At 43.1% G+C, this 21,732-nt stretch carries 20 protein-coding genes; 8 read left to right on the forward strand and 12 right to left on the reverse strand.

What is annotated here, in order from left to right; all coding sequences use genetic code 11:
- Positions 1 to 111: 111 nt before the first annotated feature.
- The 10 genes from nt5e to J5566_RS01360 all read right to left on the reverse strand — a co-directional run bounded on the left by nt5e (position 112) and on the right by J5566_RS01360 (position 10,521).
- Entirely contained in the window at positions 112 to 2,352 is a 2,241-nt protein-coding gene (nt5e, locus tag J5566_RS01315; RefSeq protein WP_208561750.1) for a cell surface ecto-5'-nucleotidase Nt5e, read from the reverse strand.
- Positions 2,353 to 2,507: 155 nt separating this feature from the next.
- On the reverse strand, positions 2,508 to 3,779 hold the full coding sequence (locus J5566_RS01320; RefSeq protein ID WP_208561751.1) for a dihydroorotase: 1,272 nt from the start codon (positions 3,777 to 3,779) through the stop codon (positions 2,508 to 2,510).
- 46 nt (positions 3,780 to 3,825) lie between these two features.
- A complete protein-coding gene (locus tag J5566_RS01325) occupies positions 3,826 to 4,482 on the reverse strand; it encodes a uracil-DNA glycosylase (RefSeq protein WP_208561752.1) in 657 nt (218 codons plus the stop codon).
- A 9-nt stretch (positions 4,483 to 4,491) separates the two neighbouring features.
- Positions 4,492 to 5,415, reverse strand: a complete 924-nt coding sequence (locus J5566_RS01330) for a glycosyltransferase family 2 protein (RefSeq protein WP_205030658.1) — start codon at positions 5,413 to 5,415, stop codon at positions 4,492 to 4,494.
- Positions 5,412 to 6,719 carry a glycosyltransferase family 39 protein gene (locus tag J5566_RS01335; RefSeq protein ID WP_348002271.1) on the reverse strand — a complete coding sequence of 436 codons (1,308 nt, stop codon included), beginning with the start codon at positions 6,717 to 6,719 and terminating at the stop codon, positions 5,412 to 5,414. Before J5566_RS01335 ends, J5566_RS01330 begins: the two co-directional genes overlap by 4 nt.
- A 236-nt stretch (positions 6,720 to 6,955) precedes the next feature.
- Positions 6,956 to 7,585, reverse strand: coding sequence for an orotate phosphoribosyltransferase (gene pyrE, locus J5566_RS01340; RefSeq protein ID WP_208561754.1), 630 nt, complete (start codon positions 7,583 to 7,585; stop codon positions 6,956 to 6,958).
- A gap of 15 nt (positions 7,586 to 7,600) precedes the next feature.
- Positions 7,601 to 7,927, reverse strand: coding sequence for an inorganic diphosphatase (locus J5566_RS01345; protein ID WP_208561755.1), 327 nt, complete (start codon positions 7,925 to 7,927; stop codon positions 7,601 to 7,603).
- Complete coding sequence (gene pyrF, locus J5566_RS01350; RefSeq protein ID WP_208561756.1) at positions 7,917 to 8,618, reverse strand: orotidine-5'-phosphate decarboxylase; 702 nt, start codon at positions 8,616 to 8,618, stop codon at positions 7,917 to 7,919. Before pyrF ends, J5566_RS01345 begins: the two co-directional genes overlap by 11 nt.
- 171 nt (positions 8,619 to 8,789) lie before the next feature.
- The gene (locus J5566_RS01355; RefSeq protein ID WP_208561757.1) at positions 8,790 to 9,737 is read right to left on the reverse strand and encodes a dihydroorotate dehydrogenase; all 948 of its coding nucleotides are present in this window, start codon (positions 9,735 to 9,737) and stop codon (positions 8,790 to 8,792) included.
- A gap of 10 nt (positions 9,738 to 9,747) precedes the next feature.
- The gene (locus tag J5566_RS01360) at positions 9,748 to 10,521 is read right to left on the reverse strand and encodes a dihydroorotate dehydrogenase electron transfer subunit (protein ID WP_208561758.1); all 774 of its coding nucleotides are present in this window, start codon (positions 10,519 to 10,521) and stop codon (positions 9,748 to 9,750) included.
- A 204-nt stretch (positions 10,522 to 10,725) separates the two neighbouring features.
- On the opposite strand from J5566_RS01360, the gene J5566_RS01365 reads away from it, so the two are divergent.
- The 5 genes from J5566_RS01365 to glgB all read left to right on the forward strand — a co-directional run bounded on the left by J5566_RS01365 (position 10,726) and on the right by glgB (position 17,540).
- Positions 10,726 to 11,631 carry a LysR family transcriptional regulator gene (locus J5566_RS01365; RefSeq protein WP_158454686.1) on the forward strand — a complete coding sequence of 302 codons (906 nt, stop codon included), beginning with the start codon at positions 10,726 to 10,728 and terminating at the stop codon, positions 11,629 to 11,631.
- A gap of 136 nt (positions 11,632 to 11,767) precedes the next feature.
- The gene (locus tag J5566_RS01370; protein ID WP_208561759.1) at positions 11,768 to 12,895 is read left to right on the forward strand and encodes a glucose-1-phosphate adenylyltransferase; all 1,128 of its coding nucleotides are present in this window, start codon (positions 11,768 to 11,770) and stop codon (positions 12,893 to 12,895) included.
- Between the two features lie 12 nt (positions 12,896 to 12,907).
- Positions 12,908 to 14,023 (forward strand): glucose-1-phosphate adenylyltransferase subunit GlgD, encoded by a 1,116-nt coding sequence (gene glgD, locus J5566_RS01375; protein ID WP_208561760.1) that lies wholly within the window; start codon positions 12,908 to 12,910, stop codon positions 14,021 to 14,023.
- A gap of 13 nt (positions 14,024 to 14,036) precedes the next feature.
- Positions 14,037 to 15,482: a glycogen synthase GlgA gene (gene glgA / locus J5566_RS01380; protein ID WP_208561761.1), complete on the forward strand. Its 1,446-nt coding sequence runs from the start codon at positions 14,037 to 14,039 to the stop codon at positions 15,480 to 15,482.
- A 201-nt stretch (positions 15,483 to 15,683) separates the two neighbouring features.
- Positions 15,684 to 17,540, forward strand: coding sequence for a 1,4-alpha-glucan branching protein GlgB (glgB, locus tag J5566_RS01385; RefSeq protein WP_208561762.1), 1,857 nt, complete (start codon positions 15,684 to 15,686; stop codon positions 17,538 to 17,540).
- Positions 17,541 to 17,571: 31 nt separating this feature from the next.
- Here glgB and J5566_RS01390 read toward each other — a convergent pair whose 3' ends face one another.
- Both J5566_RS01390 and J5566_RS01395 read right to left on the reverse strand, forming a co-directional pair.
- Complete coding sequence (locus J5566_RS01390) at positions 17,572 to 18,378, reverse strand: ABC transporter substrate-binding protein (RefSeq protein ID WP_208561785.1); 807 nt, start codon at positions 18,376 to 18,378, stop codon at positions 17,572 to 17,574.
- A gap of 82 nt (positions 18,379 to 18,460) precedes the next feature.
- Positions 18,461 to 18,604, reverse strand: coding sequence for a hypothetical protein (locus J5566_RS01395; RefSeq protein ID WP_208561763.1), 144 nt, complete (start codon positions 18,602 to 18,604; stop codon positions 18,461 to 18,463).
- A 58-nt stretch (positions 18,605 to 18,662) separates the two neighbouring features.
- Between J5566_RS01395 and J5566_RS01400 the strand changes: the two genes are divergently transcribed.
- From J5566_RS01400 to J5566_RS01410, 3 genes are read left to right on the forward strand one after another with little or no spacing between them, the layout of a single operon-like run.
- The gene (locus J5566_RS01400; protein ID WP_208561764.1) at positions 18,663 to 19,895 is read left to right on the forward strand and encodes a hypothetical protein; all 1,233 of its coding nucleotides are present in this window, start codon (positions 18,663 to 18,665) and stop codon (positions 19,893 to 19,895) included.
- On the forward strand, positions 19,896 to 20,774 hold the full coding sequence (locus tag J5566_RS01405; protein ID WP_244228912.1) for an ABC transporter ATP-binding protein: 879 nt from the start codon (positions 19,896 to 19,898) through the stop codon (positions 20,772 to 20,774).
- A complete protein-coding gene (locus J5566_RS01410; protein WP_208561765.1) occupies positions 20,771 to 21,643 on the forward strand; it encodes a hypothetical protein in 873 nt (290 codons plus the stop codon). The genes J5566_RS01405 and J5566_RS01410 overlap by 4 nt, the downstream gene beginning before the upstream one ends.
- Positions 21,644 to 21,732: the final 89 nt, after the last annotated feature.

Raw genomic sequence — 21,732 nt, forward strand, 5'->3', positions numbered from 1 at the left:
GGTGCTTTTTCTTATTGAGTAAAAAAGCCAAAGGGTGGTTGGTAAAAAGAGAAAAACAACCCCCTAGGGTTGTTCGTCACGATTTCATTAAAAACTCTTGATAAAAAGTTTTTATTCTACTTCTTTGCGTTTTTTCAAGGCAAATCCGATGCCTGCCAATCCGAGTCCAATCATGCTAACAAGGGCAGATTGGTTGCTTCCAGTAGCTGGAAGACTAGCTTGGTTTACTTGCTTCGGACCTGCTTGACCTGGAGTTTTCACAGCAGGAGTTCCTGGTTTGTTTGAATCCTTGTTTGTGTCAGATGAGATTTGACCTGATGAATCCGTTGCTGACTGGTTATTTGAATTGTCAGCAGGTGGAGTCACAACAGCATCCGGATTTGAAGCAGCATCATTCGGATCGAATCCAAGAATCTCTTCTACAAAATCAACAAAACCATCACCATCTGAATCCAGACTGCTATTCACTGAGAAGAGGCGTGTTTCAGGGTTTACTTCTTCATAAAGGTTCAGAAGATTAACACTTGCTACTTCTTTCAAGTAGGTAGCAAATACGCTATCCATAGATGGACCCTCTTCACGGGCACCACCGAGCATGGTATAGCCGTCACCACCTGCAGCCAAGAAGTCGTTTGTCGCTAGATAATAAGTCGCTTCCAAATTAAGAGCATCGTAGCTTTCCGTATCTGGATTCCAGATTGAAATATACTGCACTCGATTGCCTGCTTCAAGATTTACATCATAGAAAACTTGGGCGCCAGAAACATGTAAGAATCCTCCACTTGCTTCAAGCAATGGTTGGCCATTTGCGTCTAAGACAGCTTCGCCAGTTTCTTTGTTGACTTGGTGTGGTGCAGAAACCGACTTCTCAAACATATCCTTGATTTGCTGACCTGTTACTGTGATTTGTGAGATGCTATTTCCAAATGGGAGAACTGCAATGATATCGCCTTTTGTGACAGCTTGATCTTTATTAATGCTTGCTCGAAGCCCTCCTCCATTTGTCACAGCCAAGCTTGACTTGTTGCTAAATCCTGTTTGTCCATAGTCATAGAGGGCATCAGTAACAATATTACCTAGGTTTGTTTCGCGAACACGAACATTTGAACGTTCTCCGTTGAGTTCGACTGGGTTATTGGCAATTACAACTTCTGCGTTTTCAGCTTCATATTTTGCCTTTATGTCTGCTACCAAGGCTGCAATTGTCGGATCAGGTGTCACGCTTGCTGCATCTGCAGCTGAAATCAAGCTGGTTTCAGCCAAGAGTTGGTTGGACTTGAGAGTGATTTTACCAATATTGTTCAGATAAGAACCAGTTTGGCTGTAAGTTACGTTATCACCATAAGTAGTTGAAGAAACTGTATGGGAATGACCGTCAATTACGATGACACGTTTTCCAGCCAACTTAGCATTGGTTGAGAGGGCTTTTGCAAGTGTATCACCACGCCAAGATTCTGGAGTTGTAGTGTCCACACCTAAGTGAGCCAAAATAATGTAGTTTTTGTAGGTAACACCAGCAGAATCTGCTCTTGCCTCAATTTCATCAACGACCAAATTCACTTCGTCAATTGGTTCCTTGAAGGTAACACCAACAATGTTTTGTGGGTGAGTTTTGGTAGCTGTTTCTGGTGTTGTCACACCGATGACAACAAATTCATCACCGACAACTGTTTTATCCTTATCAACGATTGTGTAGGATTCAAACAAACGGGCACCATCTACATAGGTATTGGAACTCAAGAGTGGGAAATTCAACAGTTCTTTGTATTTTACTGCCTGATCCAAGCCGAAATCGAATTCATGATTCCCAACTGCCATGGCATCGTAGCCAACTTGGTTCATGATGGCTGCTCTGTCTTCACCTTGAGTGCTGTTCGAAATTGGCATCCCTTGGAAGGCATCTCCAGCATCAACAACGATTGTAGTTGTCGCTTTTGTCCGCTCATCTGCAATGATGGCTGCTGCCTTCGCATCACCAATGACACCACGGTCTTCTAAGATTCGCCCATGCACGTCATTAGTATGCAAAATAACCGCTTCCACTTCGCTTGTCGCAACCGTTGTTGCTTCAGTTGCTGTTAAAGTAGTTGTCTCACTGGTCGAACTTGCTGTCTCACTAGTTGGAGTTGCTGCGCTAGTAGACGTAGGAGTCTCTGTGGCAGGAGTGCTGGTTGTTGTGGTTGTTCCAGTAGCCGCTGTTGAAGCAGTTGTACTGCTTGAATCTGCTGTTACCGCAACTGCCTCACTCGTAGGCGTTGTGGTAACTTCTGCTGCTGACACTGCCTCTGTCAAAACAAAGGGTGCCAACAAAAGACCAGATAAAGCTGGCAAAAGTAAGGTTTTCTTCTTCATAAAAATCCTTTCTAAAATATAATTCCTGAAGTATTATACACTATTTTTCAGAAAAACAAAATATTGCAACCCTTTTCAAACAAAAAATGTTCGTCATTCTGAAAATGCCGCCTGAAAACTTTCTTGCCATTTTCAAACGAAAAAGCCTAGATGACCTAGACTTTTTGATAAACAATATTCCCAGAAGCGATAGTCAACAGAACTTCGCCTTTTAATAAATCACCAACAAATGGAGAGTTTGAGGATTTTGAAGCAAAAGTCTCTCCAACCAGTCGTTGTGCCTGTGGATCAAACAAGACCAAATCTGCTGGACCATCTTCAGCCAAGTAACCCGCATCCAAGCCATACAAACGCGCTGGATTCAGGGTCATCTTTTCTAGCAAGTCCATCAAGCTGAGATGTCCTTCTTCAACCAAGTAGGTCAAGCCCAAGGAAAGCGAGGTCTCAAGACCTGTCATACCAGAAGGAGCTTGCGTGATGTCTAAGACAGCCTTTTCATCCGCATGGTGCGGTGCATGGTCTGTCGCAATTACCGAAATGACACCTGATTTCAGCCCTTCAATCACAGCCAATCGATCCGACTCTGTCCGAAGCGGGGGATTCATCTTGGCATTGGCTCCCTTGGTCAGGAGCAGGTCTTCTGTTCGTGAAAAATGCTGGGGAGCAACTTCCGCCGATACTTTGGCACCCAATCCTTGGGCAAAGGCCACAACCTTGACTGATTCAGCTTTTGATAGGTGCTGGATATGGACTTTTGCACCTGTTTCATAAGCAATCATGGCATCTCGTGCAATCATGCTATACTCAGCCAGACCAGTTGCACCACAGACATGAAAATGCTTGGCAGCAATCCCTTCATTTAAACCCAGAATTCCATTTAAATCAGGATCTTCTTCATGTAAACTGATGAGCATGTCTTGTTTTTTTGCTTCTTGCATGGCAGCACGGACAACCGCCGCATTAGTCAATGGGATGCCATCATCAGACAAGGCAACAGCGCCAGCCTTTTTCAAAGCGGCAAAATCCGTGATATTCTTCCCATCAAACTGATGGGTAACCGTTGCAACGCTATAAATATGAATGGCTTCTTTTTGAGCTGACACCAAGACTTCCTGCAAGGTTTCAACTGTCGAGATTGTTGGATTGGTGTTGGCCATCATCACTACCGATGTAAAGCCACCCGCTGCTGCTGACAAGGCACCAGTGTGAATGTCTTCTTTATGGGTCTGACCAGGTTCTCTAAAGTGAACATGGACATCAACCAGCCCTGGAGCGACAACCAGTCCAGTCGCATCAATGACTTCACAGTCCTTACTGTCCAGCTGCTCTGCTATTTTTACTATCTTTTGACCATCGATTAGGATATCACATACCTTATCAACCTGCGACTTTGGATCTAAAACCCGACCATTTTTAATCAATAGCATAAAACGTCTCCTTTATCTAGTGCTTTGAAGCAAGGCAGTAATCTCTCTAAGAGTGAGTCCAATCGATTTCCTGAACCCCATTGGCTCTTAGAAAGGCATTGGTTTGAGAAAAGGGCCTGCTACCAAAAAATCCACGGTAGGCTGATAGAGGACTCGGGTGGGCAGACTCGATAATCAGATGGCGTGAATTGGTAATCAGAGCCTTTTTCTTTCGAGCATATGCTCCCCAGAGGATATAAACTACCGGTTGCTCCAAGTTATTCACCACCTGGATGATCGCATCAGTAAAGGGCTCCCAAACTTGACCTGCATGCCCATTGGCATTGCCAGCAGGTACAGTCAGACAGGCATTGAGCAAGAGAACTCCTTGACGCGCCCACGATGTCAAATCATGGCTTGCTTTCCCCCCTACATCTTCCGCTAGTTCTTTTAGGATATTTTGGAGAGAAGGCGGAGCGGGTATGCTTTCTGGAACTGAAAAGGACAAACCTTGAGCCTGACCAGGTCCGTGATAGGGATCTTGCCCTAGAATCACGACCTTGACATCTTCTAAGGCAGTTTCCTGAATGGCAGCGAAAACTTTTTCACGAGGTGGATAAATCGTCCCACTTGCATAGACAGTATCTAGAAACTGATTGATTTTCCCAAAATAGTGCTCAGGCAATTGAGCCTTAATCTGTTCATGCCAGGCAGAATGTTGCATCACAGCTCCTTATTTATTTTTTTCTTTGATCAAGTAGATAGGGCGTTTTTTCGTTTCCATAAAGACTTTTGCTAGGTACTTCCCTAAAATACCAATCGTCATCAATTGGAGCCCACCTAAAAAGAGGATAATACAAATAGTCGATGGCCAGCCGATTGTCGGATCTCCGAAAACCAAGGTCTTAACAACCACTACAACCATGAGAAAGAGAGAGAGTAAGAAGGTGAAAAAACCAACAAATGAAGCGATATTAAGCGGGGCTTCGGAAAAATTGATAATCCCTTCTATCGAATAAGACAAGAGCGACCAGAAAGACCAACTTGTCTCCCCTGCTACACGCTCAACGTTCTGGTAAGGAAGGTACTTGGTCTCAAACCCAACCCAGGCAAAAATGCCTTTTGAAAAGCGGTTGTATTCCGACACTTCTAAGATAGCATCCACCATCTGCCGTCTCATCAAACGAAAATCTCGAGCTCCATCAACCACCTCTACTTGACTGATTTTGTTCATCAAGGCATAAAAAAGTTTTGCAAAAAAACTCCGAATAGGAGGCTCACCATCACGATTGACACGACGTGTTCCGACACAATCCAGCTCTGCATCCGCATCTAACATGGTCTTCATTTCAATCAGCATACGTGGAGGATCTTGTAAATCAACATCCATGACTGTCACAAATTCACCAGTTGACTCCTTCAAACCTGCATAGAGAGCAGCTTCTTTGCCAAAATTGCGTGAAAAAGACAGGTATTTCACAGCTGGATCCTTGCTGGAAACTTCTCGTAAAACAGCAAGCGTCTGATCTTTAGAACCATCATTTACAAAAATATATTCAAATACCTCTCCCATTTCCAAACGCACGGCTTCCATGGCCTGATAAAAGATGGGAATAGAGGCTTCCTCATTGTAACATGGTACGATTACTGAGATCATTTTCTACCTTCTTTCTTTACTAAATCTGACCAGCCAAAGGCTGCCATAAAGACAATTTGAGGTAGGAATTGAAGCAAGTAGCGCGCCTTACCACCTTCAAAAATCATCAAAAAGAGAATACCACCAAACACCGTCAAGATAACAAATTGCCTTCTTTCATCTGGTACATAATGCGTAACAGAATACACCAAGCCAATCACCAACAAAATCCAACAAATTTGTTTCACAAGCTGATAGGCCTTAAAATTTTCCCCATCCTTTTCCAAGATCGTTTCTCGCACCCATTGGGCAAGCCCGTTATTTTGAGTAAGCGGATAGTGGGGAGAGATGTAGGTAGTTTTTTCCAATTCTGGACTACGATAAATCCAATTCAAGGTCCCGTCGTATAGGGTGTTGTTCAACTTGACCACCAAATGCTGGGCAAAGGTCCAAACAGTGTATTCTGACAAACGGCGCTTGATTTCTGCCCATTCATTTTTATTAGCAAACATTCCGTTGTTATAGACAGTATGCAGTTCTTCATCAATGTAGGTCAAAAGCCCTGCCTTCATGTCCTCTTGATCCGTTCCTGTATAGGTCAAACCAAGGTTGATAAAGGTCAACCAACTCTTGGCCAAGGCCTCATCTTGAATAATAACAACTTCCCTTTGCTCTTGTTCTATAATGGTTTTTCCACCGTAGAATAAACCAAAACTAATTAAAAAGAGAGAAAATGAGAGCATCAATTTCTTCCAATTGCCTTTTAACAACGAAACCATGAAGAAGGCAATAATGGAAATCGCAGCAGTTGGTCTAAAGGTAAAGGCTAGACTTGCTACTAGGCCCAAACCAAACATGTTCTTCCACGACACCGTCTCTGATTGCAGGGCTTTCAAAATCAAGTAAACCTGAAGCGCCAAAAAAGGCAAGCCCGCAACATCCGTGTAAGTTTGAATGACATAGGGAGAAAATCCCAACATCAACATGTAAAATGTAAAGGCCATATCCGCCAATTGTTGGTCTAGAAAGTCCTTACCGGCTCGATATAAAATGAGAGCTGTTGCATTCATACAGATAAAACCGATGGCTTCTAAAACCCAAATCGTCCACTCACCCAAAAGATTATAAAGCCAGCGCTCCGCTAAAAATAAAGACAAGTTGTTGGGATTGCGCGACAAATAACTCGAAACGGACAAGTCTGGCAAGATTTTTAGGGCACCATTCAAGACAACTGCCGCATCGGAACGGACCAGCAGGTTTGCTGAAAACAAGACCAGTAACTGAAACAGCAGAGCTACAACCATAACCCATGGCTTACGTGCCATCAGGTACCTCCAGCAGGCCTTGACCCAGTCACGTTTGCGAACAGCTAAAAAACCAAAAATCAGACTAGCCAATCCTGCAAGCAAAGAAAGGTTAAATAGAAAATATAGGGCTGTGCCCAACCAAAAAATAGTCAGCACTAGCATGCATTTTTGCAAAATGGAAAAGAAATATCTATACATGAAAAAAATTATACCATTTTCATGAATTTCTTCCCACTAATCATGCGCAGTTTTTCTTAATCTTGCCAATCCTCTTGATTTTGGCGGAATTTTTTCAAGAGACTGAGGCCGTCCGCGTTGATATACCCCTGCACTTTTGCCACCTTGATGAGCTCAGAATAATCGCAGAGCGTAACCAGTTTAACACCTGCATTATCAAAATTTCGGTCTGCCTTTGGAAGCTGGTAGGTGAAAATTGCCACCACACCAAGCACTTCTGCCCCTTCTCGTTCAGCAGCTGCAACGGCATCTAAAACAGAGCCACCGGTTGAAATCAAGTCTTCAATCACAACCATTTTTTGCCCTTTGACAATACGGCCCTCAACCTGATTACCTGCACCGTGCTCCTTTGCCTTGCTTCGAATGTAGGCAAATGGCAGGTTCATGCGGTCAGCCACAATCGCACCATGAGGAATTCCAGCTGTTGCAGTTCCTGCAATGACTTCGACCTCTGGAAATTCTGCCTTGATTGCTTGAACAAAACCATCTTCAATCAAGTTGCGTGTATCTGGATAGGACAAGGTGATGCGATTGTCTGTGTAGATAGGAGATTTGATGCCTGAAGCCCAAGTAAATGGCTTGTCGGGTTGCAAATAAACTGCTTTAATATCCAATAAGTGCGATGCGATTTTACTTGAAAGTGTCATAATTTTACTCCTTTTCTATATCATTTCGATCCATGAATCGAAATACTGTTCTAAAAAGTATGTTGCTTCTGTGATTTGTGTCAAACTAACCACTTCATCTGCTCCTGTCAGGACCCACTTGTCTTCATTATCATCTCGCCGATGAATGACAGCAGCCAGTCGACCTTCAAAGTGCGTCACTGCCTGCTCAACGGCTCTTGAAAGGACGTAGACATCCTGCTCTTCACCGTCACCAGCTATGAGGTTGGGAATGTAGCCGTAGTTAAGGGGATACACATTTCCCCAAGAATCTTGGTAGCCTAGCGGACGGTCAATCACTGCCTGATAAATCTTACTGGTCATGACCACTCCACTCCTGCTTGATAGCCTGATAGGCCTGAAGAGGATGATCCGCCTGCGTAATCGGACGGCCGACAACGATGTAGGAAGATCCGATTTGCGCCGCTTGTCCTGGAGTCATGACACGTTTTTGATCTCCGATGTCACTGCCACTTGGTCGAATGCCGGGTGTCAGACAGATGAAGTCTGGCTGGGTAACCTCTCTGATAAGACCAACTTCTTGAGCTGAACAGACGACACCGTCTAAACCGGCCCTGTCTGCTAACCGAGCGTAGTGGACAACGGACTCCTGCAAACTGGTCTGAATGTTCTGGTCGCTCTGCATTTGCTCCTCTGAAGTGGACGTCAACTGGGTCACCGCAATCAAGCGAGCCTGCTGCCCTAGTCCCCTCCGAGCCGCCTGCATCATCTCAAAGCCGCCTGCTGCGTGGACATTGGTCATATCGACACCCAGTGTCGCTAGTACCCGCATGGCCGACTCAACCGTATGTGGAATATCATGCAATTTCAAATCTAAAAATATCCGATGACCTAGTGACTTGATATAACGAATGACCGCTGGACCTTCCGCATAAAACAGCTCCATCCCAACCTTGACAAAGAGATGCTCATCTGCTGGAAACTGAGCTAGAAAGGCCTTGACCTCCTCTAAACTGGCAAAATCTAGGGCGATAATTGGGGATAATTCTCTCATAAGACCTCCAAAATTCAGACACAAAAACCCCTGCCAAATCAGCAAGGGTTGCACCAAAAGAGAGTGAGAGCCTAGACTCCGCCTCTATTTATCCTGTGACCCTTCTTCGCCTCTCTGGACTCAGTTAAAGGTTTTTAACTATTTCTATACTACTCTTTTATTTGGTGCTTGTCAATGATCAGCCCACCCCAGGTCAGACTGTACAAGTCGATGCAAACTTTCCAAACTCTCGATTCCATACGTATCCATCCTCACTGGTAGCTGATCAATAATCTTGGGACAGGCGAATGGATCTGTAAAATTGGCAGTCCCTACACCAATCGCTGACGCCCCAGCCATCATCATTTCAAGGGCAGCGTCAGCTGAATCAACACCCCCCATACCGATAATTGGCAAACGAGTTGTTTGTGCAACCTGTCGGATGAGTTTTAGAGCGACAGGAAAAATAGCTGGACCTGACATGCCACCTGTTCCATTCGCCAAAATCGGTTGTCTATTTTTGAGATGGAACCGCATGCCTACAAGGGTATTGATCATGGTGAGTCCTGCTGCACCAGCATCTTCAGCCGCCTTAGCAAGTTGGGTAATATCTGCCACACTTGGTGTTAACTTGACATAAATTGGAACAGATGCAGCATCTACCGCCGCCTTTACAGCTGCATAGGCCAATTCAGGAACTTGCCCAATCAGCAAGCCATTTTTGCCATGATCTACATTGGGACAGGAAATATTGAGTTCAATGGCTTTGACATTCGGAGCCTGTGAAATCTTTCCTGATACATAGGCATATTCGTCGTTAGAAAAACCAGCGACATTGGCAATAATTGGTAATGATGGATAGTGTTTAGCTAACCAGGGAAGCTTTTCAGCCAGGACCACATCCACTCCTGGATTTTGCAGACCGATGGCATTGAGCATACCTGCCGGTGTCTCTGCGACTCGAGGTGTTGGATTGCCATAGCGAGGATGTCGAGTCGTCGCTTTTATCATGATGGATCCAAGGCGATTTAAGTCATAAAATTCCGCAAATTCTTGCCCAAATCCAAAGCAGCCAGATGCGGGAATAATGGGATTTTTCAACTCTAAACCTGGTAAGGAAACAGTCAGTGGATTTTTCATGCTTTACCTCCTATAAGGACAGACTGCCAGTCTCAAAAACTGGCCCTTCTTTACACACTCGGACATTTTCATGGTTTTTCCCCTGCTTAGGCTTGACAACACAGGCATAGCAGGCTCCTGTGCCACATGCCATCCGCCCCTCAAGAGACAAATAAGCATGAGGATGGTCCTGAAAAGTCTTATCCAGATAAACTAACATCCCCGCTGCACCGCAAGAATAGATGGCTTGAAAGTCTTCTTTCAAGTTATCAATCACCTTTGCGACAGTTCCTTCCTGACCGTAACTTCCGTCATCAGTGGTCACCAATACATCACCATAAGCTGACAGTTCTTCTTCTAATATGACCGCATCCTTATGAGCAAATCCAATGACTGATAAAACGCGACATCCTTTTTGAGCAGCCTCTTTTGCGACTTGAACCAGAGGGGGAACACCAATCCCTCCTCCAACCAAAAGAACAGCTCTGCCTTTTTCCAAAAAGTCAGTCGGAAATCCCTTACCCAAGGGGCCCAGAACATTCAGGGTCTGTCCCACTGTCATTTTGGAGAAATAATCCGTCCCCCGTCCTTCCACTCGATAAATCAGGCGGCACTGTCTTGCTGCGGTGTCAATCTGTGAAATCGAAAGAGGTCTGCGGAGAACCATGGACTGGTCAGGAACTCGAATATGAACGAACTGGCCACAGGACATGCTCTTAACCATATCGCCTTCTAAGATGAGGGAAAAAATCCCTTTGGCAATCTCCTGCTGCGCAACAATCACTAAATCTTCTTTTAACGCCATCTGTACTCCTTTTCTATTTTCAGGGAAAACAGAAAGGTCGATAGAGAGAAAAAACCTTGCTGGCTAGCAAGGTTACACGAAAAAAGGCAGAATGTGCCTTCTTATTCCTGTTTCCTTCTTCGCCTCTCTGGACTCAGTTAAAGGTTTATTGTTGGCATTATACATTTTTCTTATATTTTTGTCAATTCATGGTACAATAGAATTATGAGAATACAACAGTTACACTACATTATCAAGATTGCCGAAACAGGCAGTATGAACGAAGCTTCTAAGCAGTTATTTATCACCCAGCCAAGCCTGTCTAATGCCGTACGAGACTTGGAAAGAGAGATGGGGATCAAGATTTTCTACCGCAATCCAAAAGGAATTACCTTGACCAAGGATGGTATGGAGTTTCTTTCCTATGCTCGTCAGGTGGTTGAACAGACTGAGCTATTAGAAGAACGCTATAAAAATCCTGGTGCCAAGCGGAAACTCTTTAGTGTCTCCTCTCAACACTACGCATTTGTAGTCAATGCCTTCGTCTCTCTCTTAAAAGAGACAGAGATGGAAGACTACGAGCTCTTCTTGCGGGAAACGCGGACTTGGGAAATTATCGATGACGTGAAAAACTTCCGTTCAGAGATTGGCGTGCTATTCCTCAATAATTTTAACCGGGATGTTCTTTTAAAACTCTTGGACGACAATCGCCTTAGCCACACTCATCTTTTTACTGCTCATCCTCATGTTTTTGTCAGTAAGACCAATCCGCTCGCTCAAAAAGAAGTCTTGACTTTGGAAGACTTGGTTGATTTTCCTTATCTCAGTTATGAGCAAGGTATTCACAATTCATTCTATTTTTCAGAAGAAATCCTCTCTCAAGAACACCATAAAAAGTCCATCGTCGTTTCTGACCGGGCGACTCTCTTTAATCTTTTGATTGGTTTGGATGGCTATACCATCGCAACTGGTATCCTTAATTCCAACCTAAATGGTGACAATATCGTGTCCATTCCACTTGATTACGACGACCAGATTGAGTTAGTCTATATCCAGCATGAAAAAACCATGCTGTCGGATATGGGTGAACGATTCATCAACTTCCTATTGGAGGAAGTCAAATTCGATTAACAAAATCGTTTTACTTGTTGTAATAACAAGGATGAAAGTATTTCTGTAACTTTTCTATACGAATTTACAGAAATCGCTTTCATTCTTTTTTTTTTTGTGCTATAATATACCTATCATATGTTAAAGGAGTGATGACATGGCACAAAATAAATTATTAGCTATGATTCTTGCTGGTGGACGAGGTACTCGTCTAGAGGGTTTGACAAAGAAAGTTGCCAAACCTGCTGTCGCATTCGGTGGTAAATACCGCATCATCGACTTCCCACTCAGTAACTGTGCAAACTCTGGTATTGATATCGTTGGTGTCTTGACCCAGTATGAACCAGTTTTGCTTAACTCTTATGTTGCCCAATCCCAACGTTGGGGATTGGATGTACAGGAATCTGGTGTCTTTGTCCTCCCACCGAGTGAAAAAATCGAAGGCTTTGGACTCTACAAAGGTACAGCTGATGCCATTACACAAAACATCGACTTTATCGACCTTCATGATCCTGAGTTTGTCTTGATTCTCTCTGGTGACCACATCTACAAGATGAATTACGATAAACTCCTTGATACACACGTTCAAAATAAGGCGGATGCAACCATTGCAGTCATTGAAGTCCCAATCAAAGAAGCATCTCGGTTCGGCATTATGAACACGGATGAAAATTACCGCATTGAAGAATTCGAAGAAAAACCAGAAAATCCAAAGAGCAACCTAGCTTCAATGGGTATCTATATCTTCACTTGGAAGACGTTGAAAAAATACCTACAAGAAGACGACAAATTGGACACTTCTTCTCACGATTTCGGACATGATATTATTCCTAAATACTTAGCAGATGGCCGCAAGTTGATTGCTCATCCATTCCGTGGCTACTGGAAAGACGTGGGTACAGTCAACAGTCTTTGGGAATCCAACATGGACTTGATTGATCATGCAGGAGACCTAGATTTGTCAGACCGTACTTGGCGTATTTATTCAGAGGACAAGGGTTCTCCTGCTCAAGTAATTGGTTCTTCTGCTACTGTCAAATCAGCCTATATCGACAAGGGTGCAATTATTGATGGCTTCGTAGAACACTCTGTGATTTCGACTGATGTTGAAGTTGAGCACGAAGCAATTGTTAAAAACTCTGTTCTCCTTCCAGGTGCTGTCGTTGGTGAAGGCGCCTCTCTAGACTATGTCATCGTCGCAGAAAATGTCAAAATCGCTGCAGGCGTTACTCTAGCTGGAACAGAAGACCAAATTCTCCTCATTGATAAGAATGTAACCAAGTAAGAAAGGAAGCTTATGTTAAGAAATACTCTCGGAATCGTCAATATCGAAGGAAACAATGTTCATTTTGGTGATGTCATGGACCACCGCGGCGTACAAGCTTTCGGTTTCTTGGGACGCTATCGTTTAATCGACTTCCCACTTTCAAACATGTCAAACTCTGGAATCACAGAATTCCAAGTCTATATGCCTGCAAAAATGCGGTCGACTATCCAGCACGTAGGAACTGGTAAGCATTACAATATCAACAGCAAACGTGGCTCACTGCGTCTTTTAAATAGTGCGACTGATCCAAATTCCGTTTACCAACACGATATCAATGCCTTTTCAGAAAACATCCACTACATTGAAAATTCAACCAAAGAGTACGTCCTCATTGCACCTTCTTACTTTATTTACAGCCAAGATTTTACAAAAGTAATGGCTGAGCATCAAGCAACAGGAGCAGACATTACCGTCTTGTATAAAAATGTATCGGATGCCAAGGAAAACTTTATTGGTTGTCAAACCTTGAAATTCGGTGACGATAAGCGAGTTATTGCCTTCGAAGAGAACCACGGCAAATACAAAAATCGTCCCGTTTCACTTGAAGCCTATATCATGAAACGCACTACCTTTATCGAGTTGATTACACGTGCCAACAAGGTGTCTTCCCTCTATTGGCTCAAAGATATTCTCCGCGATATGGTGGACCAGTACAAGATCATGGGCTATGCCCACCGTGACTTTGTTGCATGCATCAATACCGTTTCTTCTTACTTCAATACTCAGATTGAATTGATTGACCAAGACACGCGCAAACTCTTGTTTAAACACGATTGGCCAATCCACACACAAACAAGCGACAGTTCTCCAAGCCTTTATGGCCCACTCGCTGAAGTAAAACGTTGCTTGATTTCTAACGGTGCAAATATCAATGGTCAAGTCGAAAATTCTGTAATCGACCGGGATGTTGTCATCGAAGAAGGCGTTGTTGTCAAAAACTCCATCATCTTGAATGGTGTGACCATTAAGAGCGGCGCCAACATTGAGAATGCCATTATCGATAAATCAACCAAGATTATCCATCCAACAGATATCAAAGGAAGTACGACTTCACCTGCCTACTTAAAGGCTCACCAGATCATCTAGATAAGGAGTATCCATGACAAAAAAATCCGTTCTCTTTGTCGCATCTGAGGGACTGCCATTCATTAAAACAGGTGGCTTGGCCGATGTAATTGGTTCTCTACCAAAAGAGCTAGTTCATCAGGGCTTGGATATTCGTGTCGTCCTTCCACTCTATAAAAAAATCGCCATCAACAACCATGCTGATTTCGATTATGTTTCTAGTTTTGATGTACGGGCTGGCGATATCCAATCAATGGCCAATGTCTATAGCCAGGTAGTTGACGGAGTAACCTTTTACTTCATCGAACACCGTGATTTCTTTGAACGGGATGAACTATATGGTTATGACGATGATGCCATGCGCTTTGGCTTCTTCCAGCATGCGACTTGTCGACTCTTGGAAGCCCTTCACTTCTTCCCAGATGTTATCCATAGCCATGACTGGCATGCTGCGGCTATCCCCTTCCTCTGCCGAACTTTCTATAGTTACCGCGAAGAATTCTGCCGCATCAAACACGTCTTTACCATCCATAATCTTGCCTTCCAAGGTATTTTCCATAAACAGGCCCTTTGGTCTGCTTTGGGAATGAATTATAGTTACTATCTCGATGGCATTGCTCGCTTCCATGATGATTGTATCAGCTTTATGAAGCTTGGTATCCTCTATGCAGATAAGGTGACAACTGTTTCTGAGACCTATGCTCGTGAAATCCTGACCGAAGAATTCGGTGAAAATATGCAGCATGTGCTAGAACTTCGGCGCCATGACCTCGTCGGTATTGTCAACGGTATTGATTACGATAGTTGGGACAGTCAAACAGATAAACTCTTGGTTGCGAACTATGGTCTCGCTAACCTTTCCGATAAGAAAAAGAACAAACTCGCACTTCAAGCTCAATTTGGCTTGCCACAAGACGAAAATGTCATCTTGGTCGGAATCGTATCACGCTTGACCTGGCAAAAAGGATTCTATCTATTAACAGAAGTTCTTGGCCATCTCCTTCAGGCTCAGGTGCAGTTTGTTATTCTAGGAAATGGTGAAACAGACATTGAAAATGCCTTCCATCACTTCAAGCATGCCTATCCTGAAAAATTTGCCTTCTACCGTGGCTACAATGAGCCTCTTGCTCATCAAATCTATGCAGCAAGCGACCTCTTCTTGATGCCGTCTATGTTTGAACCATGTGGAATCAGTCAGCTCATTTCCATGCACTACGGAACCCTACCTTTAGTTCGTGAGACAGGCGGTTTGGTTGACACTGTAACCCCATACCACATCGAAACCAAGGAAGGAACAGGCTTTAGTTTCGGAGGTAAGAACGCCTACGACATGAAACAAGTCTATGATTTTGCCCTTGAAACGTATTATACTCGTCCTGCCGATTGGGAAACTATGGTCAAAGAAGCCATGACAAGAGACTTTTCTTGGCAGGCTTCCGCCCAAAAATATATTTGGCTCTACGAGGAAATTACAGCCTAGAGAACCTCTAATCGTTCATTTGAAAAAAGATAAACCTTCAACAATCACACTGGTTGTTGGAGGTTTTTAGAAAAAGTATAGCTATTAGAGCATTCCTCTGAACATTCAATTTCCAAATTCAAACAGGAAGTGGGATTCGTCTACTCACGCTTTCCCAAAATGACAAACTGCCAGCTAGGCTGGTTTTGTGAAAGGAGATATATGACCAATTTTAGTGATTTCGACCTCTACCTCATGCAGTCAGGTGAGCATAGCTCCCTCCATGATAAATTCGGTGCCCATTTTGTCAAAAAAGGGAACAAGATCTTGGGGATCCAGTTTACAGTCTATGCCCCAAATGCTGCCCAGGTATTTGTCATTGGAGATTTTAATGACTGGCAACGGACCCACCAGATGGAAAATCAGGGCCAAGGAATTTTCGGCCTCTACGTCCCAGATATTAAGTCCTTGGTATCCTATAAGTATCTATTGGTCACCCACCAGGGATGGGAACTATACAAGGCTGACCCTTTTGCGCGTTTTAGCCAACTGCGGCCAGATACTGCTTCCTTAACCTACAACAGCCGCTATAAATTTAAAGATGATGTCTGGATGTATGAGCGCGTTGATTACAACTTCAAAGAAGCCCCCGTCTCCATCTACGAGGTTCATTTAGGTTCATGGAAACAGAAATTTGCAAATAAAAACGAATCGGGGGCACCTGCAGAAGCCTTTTATTCCTACAAGAAAATCGCTCCGCTCTTGATTGACTATGTCAAAGAGAACGGCTATACCCATATCGAACTCATGCCTGTCATGGAACATCCACTTGATGCATCTTGGGGCTACCAGGTAACTGGCTATTTCAGTCCAACCAGTCGCTACGGAAAGCCTGATGAACTCAAATACTTGGTGGATCAATGTCATCAAGCTGGTATTGGTGTGATTCTAGACTGGGTTCCACTACATTTCTGCAAGGATGCTCATGGACTCTATCAGTTTGATGGCAGTTGGTTGTATGAATATCCAGAGGAACACGACCGTGAAAACCGTCAGTGGGGAACTGCCAATTTTGACTTAGGCAAGGGATTCACACGCTCCTTCCTCCTTTCCAATATCAAATATTGGCTCAAGGAGTTTCATTTTGATGGAATCCGTGTCGATGCCCTCTCCTACTTACTCTACTGGCGTGGAGAAACAGAAGAAAGTAAAATCAACCATTCCGCTGTTGAATTTATCAAAAGGGTCAATGCCCTCGTCCATCAAGAATTCAAGGGTGTTCTCATGATTGCGGAAGACTCATCCAGCTATCCGAGAGTTACTCATCCACTCGAACAAGGTGGTATCGGATTCGATATGAAATGGGACCTGGGTTGGATGAACGATACCCTAAAATTCATGGAGCGACCATCTATCTACCGCAAGCACCATTCTAATGAATTGACCTTCGGTATGTACTACAACCAAACCGAGCAATTTCTTTTGCCACTATCACACGATGAGGTGGTCCACGGAAAACTCTCCATCGTTGACAAGATGAATGGCAACTATGAAGATAAGTTCCACCTTGCCCGTGCCTATTACAGCTATTATTTTGCTCATCCAGGTAAAAAATTGCTCTTTATGGGCAATGAATGGGGCCATATCCGTGAATGGCATGAGTACACAGAAATGGACTGGACCTTGCTAGACTTCCCTGTTCACCAGTCCTTCCACCAGATGATGAAGGAACTAGCAACTTTCTATCGAGAACACGATGCCTTCTGGAAATACGACTACAAGGCTTATGAAAAAGGCTTCAACTGGGTTAAGATTGATCCTGAAGCCAATCTCTATGCTTTTTCTCGGACTAGTGATGAGCAAGAGATTCTAGTTGTCAATAATTTTAATGACCAAGACCTTTATGATGTTCAGCTTGATCTGCCTGCTGATAGGGAATACAAACTTGTATTCTCATCTAACGCTCTTCCAATCGAGCAATTTACCATCTATCCAGACCAAACTGGTGTTAAGTTGACCATCCCTCGTTTGACAACCTATTACTTGCAAGCCAAAGTAGCTCCTTTGACTGACAAATAAAAAAACTTGCCTGGCAAGTTTTTTTATTTTATTATTCTGAAACGGTGTAGGTTGCTGCTTCTTCTAAGAAGGTTTCAAACTCGCCTGAAGCAACGACTTCTTTGATAACAGCATCAATAGCTGCTTTCAAATCATCACTTCCTTTTGGCATAGCAATAACTTTTGAGTTCTCTTCCGTTGTTGGGAAGCTAATATTAGCAACCGCAAGATCAGAGTTCTGTGAAACATAACCAGCTGCAACAGGAGAGTCCATCAAAACTGCTTCTACTTGACCTGATTTCAATTCATTGACTGCTTCACCCATTAAAGTTAAAGATACGATATTTGCCATGCTCATCTCAGCTTTGGCATAGGTTTCCTGAGTTGAACCTTTTTGTACCGCAAGGTTTTTACCTGATAGAGCATCTAGACTAGTATAGCTGTCCAAGTTTGATTGTTGAATCAACAAGACATCTTCGATTTGATAGTAGCTTTCAGAGAAATCGAAAACCTGAGCTCTTTCTTCTGAATAAGAAAGACCTGCAATAGCAATATCTGCCTTACCTGATTGTACACTTGACAAGACATTGTCAAAACTCATAGATGAGATTTCAAGTTCAACACCCAACTCATCAGCGATTTTTTGTGCCAAGAGAATATCTGCTCCCACCACTTGGTTTTTTCCATCTACCAAGGTTTGGAATTCAAATGGTGCGTAGTCTGGGCTGGTTGCGACTACCAAGGTCCCTTTTTCTTGAATTTTTTCAAGAGTTGTTTGACTAGAATCAGTCGATGAAGAGCAAGCTGCCAAGCTAAAACCTGCTATCAATGTAGTAGCTGCAAGTAAAATTTTTTTAATTCCCATGATATCATAATCCTTTGTTTCTTTTTCTTCCCCCCTAGATCCAATCTCTTAGGGATGAGTCTATTGTAAATGAATTTTATTCACTTGTCAACAAATTTGTTGTATTTTTATTCAATTTTTTTGCATATTTTTGCAAATATTCAAGTTTTTCTGGATAAAAACCTGCAAAATTGCTTACTTTCTTCTTTTTTTTAGCTTTCTCTAGTAGGATTTCTTGCATAGAAAATTAGTATATTATATAATATACTTGCAAATACAAAAAAATATAAGGAGAAGACATGCTAGAAATCGAACTCAAACAATTCTTTAGACAGAAAAAACTTGTTTTCCTCATGTTTCTTCTAGGCGCTCTGCTTTTGGGCCAATCCCTTTATTTCTCCTACAACCATCAGGTAGCAAAAGAAGAAAAGGTTCAATACTACCAGCAATTCCTGTCCAGATTCGAGCATCTTGGGGATGAAATCGAGGCAGCCTACCAACAAGAGCTAATTGATGAGGCTAGCTATCAAGAGGAAAAAGAGTTTATTGAGGGCTATTTAGATACTTACAAAATGGAACTGGAAGCAGTTGAAAAGGAAGATTGGAATTATTTTTACACGAAAAATATTCAGAATCTCTTTAGAGATGGTGCTTATGTCTCCACGACCTATGATAGTTATGATATTCCTAGCCAGACGATTGAAAACACTGTTGCAGTTTCCCGCTATCTAAAAGAGCTCCAACTACCTACTGCCTTTCCTGTTGATTATTTCCTGACCGAATTTGATCAGTTTGAGACTGAGGCTGACAGGGAATTAATCTATCGACTGGGCAAGCAGGCTCTAAAAGGTACTAGTCATCAGATTTGGTTTAGCCTGAAAGGTTGGGGAATTCTCTACCTACTTCCACTTTTTCTTCTGCTCTTTGCTGATTTTTATACAAAAGATCAAACAGGGCTCAATCGGCAACGGCGCTTCCTAAAAACTGTGGGCTTGTCACCTCGAACCATCATTAGTCACAAGGCCCTTGCCTTTCTTGGACTCTTCCTTTTCTCTTATATAACTGTTTATACTCTTCACTATTCAATCATTTTTCTGGTAAATGGCGCCTCTAGCTGGTCCTACCCTATCACTCACTATATCTCAAATGGAATCGATACCTTTGTCCCTCATTCCCAGGTGGAGCTAATCATCAAGCCGATTTATCAGGCAGTTTTGATCAGTTTTGGGCTGGAACTTCTCTATCTCTTTTTAATCCTCGGTTTGGCTCAATTGGTGACACATGTGACAAAAAGTCCCTTGGCTGGCTGTCTATTGACCTTGGGTTTTGCCCTCGGAGGATCTTGGATCCAGCATCCTTTAAATCCTTTTGCCCTTTGGAATGCTGGCGCTATCGCAGATGGCAGCCTACTGGTTCATACCAATAACCAGCAATTCTCCTTCTCCCATGCCTACCTTGTTCTTTCTATTGCAAGTTGCTTGGTCTATGGACTACTCTATTTCAGTCTCACTCACGATACTAGGGAGGTTTAAATGATGAAATTAGCCATTCACAATCTATCAAAAACCTATGGAAAACGTAGCATTCTAGATCAATTGTCTCTAGAAATTGACCGACCAGGGATTTGGGCGCTGATCGGTCCAAACGGGGCAGGAAAAACAACCTTATTGGACTGCATCGCCAACCTCCAAACACCCGACCAAGGTAGCATTGATATTCTAGGACTGCCAAATACCGATCGAAAAATCTATCAAAAGTTTGCTTATTTACAAGACAACCGCATTCTCTACCCTGAATTAACTGGCTTAGAGCATTTAAAATTCGTGCAAAAGGCACAAGGATTGGATAAAGAACGAACTGCACAGGTCATTGAAGAAATCGGAATTGCAGACTATGTCCATCGACCTGTCAAATCCTACTCACTTGGTATGAAGCAACACCTCTTGCTAGCTCTTGGAATCATGATTGAGCCTGAACTGATTCTCTTGGATGAACCACTCAATGGACTCGACCCAGCCAGCTATATCCAAACCCGGAATTTACTGCTAAAAATGGCAAAAAATGGATCAACAATCATCGTCTCCTCTCATCACCTCAACGAAGTGGATCAACTGACTGACCAGCTCCTTTTTTTGAAAAATGGTAAATTAATCGAACGAAGCTTATCGACAGTAGGGCAGGTTTATCAAATTGATACTAGTGACAATCAGTTAGCTTTTCAAGCTCTTTCAAAGACTTTTCCCCTCTATCTGAAAGACAATCTGATACAAATCGATAGTCATGAAGTCAGTCTTGATCAGGTGATGCGGGCCCTGACAAGTCTCCCAATCCAATTACTCTCTATCCATCCTGTTCAAGGTCAAGCTGAGCGGCTCTATACAGAAATTTTCGGAGAGGAGAAAAAAGAATGAGCTTGTTTCCGTTTTTTCTACGACGTTTGCTGCGTCACCATATCCTGCTAATCTCCTTCTTAGCCATCAGTGGACTCGTTTTTGGGCTATCTTATCGCACCCTTTTTCAAGCCGACCAGTTGGCTCAGGAAGAACGACAAGAACTTATCCGTCTAAACAAGGAAAGTAGCCAAGCCCTCTTGCCAGAAAATCGAGCGAAGAAAGATTGGACAGCTGAGATGGAAAATCACTACCGAACAGTGATGCAATTATCTGCAGATTACCTAGAAAAAGAACACCTGGAAGGAAAAAGTCAAACGGTAGTCCGCCTACAATTGGAACTTTACAGGCAACTACTGACTTGGAAACAAGCAGGACAGCAAGTATACGGTTTTACCCTGAACCAACTTCAGGAAGAAACCTTCCTTCTCGGCGAACTGGTCAGCAGGAACAAAATCCATCGCTATCAGAAAGCTCCTAAAGATTTCTACTTGTTATTAAGCAATCTCTTTCCATCTCTTTATTACGTTTTCCCCTTGCTGCTTATTGCTCATGCCCTTTGGTTGGTCATTTCCGACCGCAAACACCACCGCAGTTTTTTAATCATGAATCAAATTAGCCCGGCATCCTACTCTACCCATCTCAGTTTGACCTGCTTGGGTCTAGGACTGGCTTGGTTCACTTGCTTATTGATAAGCTTATATATTTCTTCTCGTCTATTTTCCTTTAGCTTCCAACTGGACTATCCCATACTACAACCAGGCTTAACCAGCCAGCCTGTTTGGAAACAATTGATGGTATTCTCAGGTTATTTCTTTGCAATCTTGTTCAGCTCGACTTTGATAATCAAACTAGTGGCACAATGGCTACTTCATTCAAGAAAAAGCTAAGCTTCAGACCTCCCCTTCTACCACTCTAAAATTATCATTCTATCATCAAAAAACTCCTAGAATTCTAGGAGTTTTACTGTATATTGAAC

Origin of the sequence: Streptococcus suis, assembly GCF_017601095.1 — a bacterium.
GTDB lineage: Bacteria > Bacillota > Bacilli > Lactobacillales > Streptococcaceae > Streptococcus > Streptococcus suis_Z.

Excerpts from the sequence above, each read along its gene's own strand:
- nt5e (WP_208561750.1), bottom strand. The coding sequence starts at position 2,352 with ATGAAGAAGAAAACCTTACTTTTGCCAGCTTTATCTGGTCTTTTGTTG.
- J5566_RS01320 (WP_208561751.1), bottom strand. The coding sequence starts at position 3,779 with ATGCTATTGATTAAAAATGGTCGGGTTTTAGATCCAAAGTCGCAGGTT.
- J5566_RS01325 (WP_208561752.1), bottom strand. The coding sequence starts at position 4,482 with ATGCAACATTCTGCCTGGCATGAACAGATTAAGGCTCAATTGCCTGAG.
- J5566_RS01330 (WP_205030658.1), bottom strand. The coding sequence starts at position 5,415 with ATGATCTCAGTAATCGTACCATGTTACAATGAGGAAGCCTCTATTCCC.
- J5566_RS01335 (WP_348002271.1), bottom strand. The coding sequence starts at position 6,719 with ATGGCACGTAAGCCATGGGTTATGGTTGTAGCTCTGCTGTTTCAGTTA.
- pyrE (WP_208561754.1), bottom strand. The coding sequence starts at position 7,585 with ATGACACTTTCAAGTAAAATCGCATCGCACTTATTGGATATTAAAGCA.
- J5566_RS01345 (WP_208561755.1), bottom strand. The coding sequence starts at position 7,927 with ATGACCAGTAAGATTTATCAGGCAGTGATTGACCGTCCGCTAGGCTAC.
- pyrF (WP_208561756.1), bottom strand. The coding sequence starts at position 8,618 with ATGAGAGAATTATCCCCAATTATCGCCCTAGATTTTGCCAGTTTAGAG.
- J5566_RS01355 (WP_208561757.1), bottom strand. The coding sequence starts at position 9,737 with ATGAAAAATCCACTGACTGTTTCCTTACCAGGTTTAGAGTTGAAAAAT.
- J5566_RS01360 (WP_208561758.1), bottom strand. The coding sequence starts at position 10,521 with ATGGCGTTAAAAGAAGATTTAGTGATTGTTGCGCAGCAGGAGATTGCC.
- J5566_RS01365 (WP_158454686.1), top strand. The coding sequence starts at position 10,726 with ATGAGAATACAACAGTTACACTACATTATCAAGATTGCCGAAACAGGC.
- J5566_RS01370 (WP_208561759.1), top strand. The coding sequence starts at position 11,768 with ATGGCACAAAATAAATTATTAGCTATGATTCTTGCTGGTGGACGAGGT.
- glgD (WP_208561760.1), top strand. The coding sequence starts at position 12,908 with ATGTTAAGAAATACTCTCGGAATCGTCAATATCGAAGGAAACAATGTT.
- glgA (WP_208561761.1), top strand. The coding sequence starts at position 14,037 with ATGACAAAAAAATCCGTTCTCTTTGTCGCATCTGAGGGACTGCCATTC.
- glgB (WP_208561762.1), top strand. The coding sequence starts at position 15,684 with ATGACCAATTTTAGTGATTTCGACCTCTACCTCATGCAGTCAGGTGAG.
- J5566_RS01395 (WP_208561763.1), bottom strand. The coding sequence starts at position 18,604 with ATGCAAGAAATCCTACTAGAGAAAGCTAAAAAAAAGAAGAAAGTAAGC.
- J5566_RS01400 (WP_208561764.1), top strand. The coding sequence starts at position 18,663 with ATGCTAGAAATCGAACTCAAACAATTCTTTAGACAGAAAAAACTTGTT.
- J5566_RS01405 (WP_244228912.1), top strand. The coding sequence starts at position 19,896 with ATGATGAAATTAGCCATTCACAATCTATCAAAAACCTATGGAAAACGT.
- J5566_RS01410 (WP_208561765.1), top strand. The coding sequence starts at position 20,771 with ATGAGCTTGTTTCCGTTTTTTCTACGACGTTTGCTGCGTCACCATATC.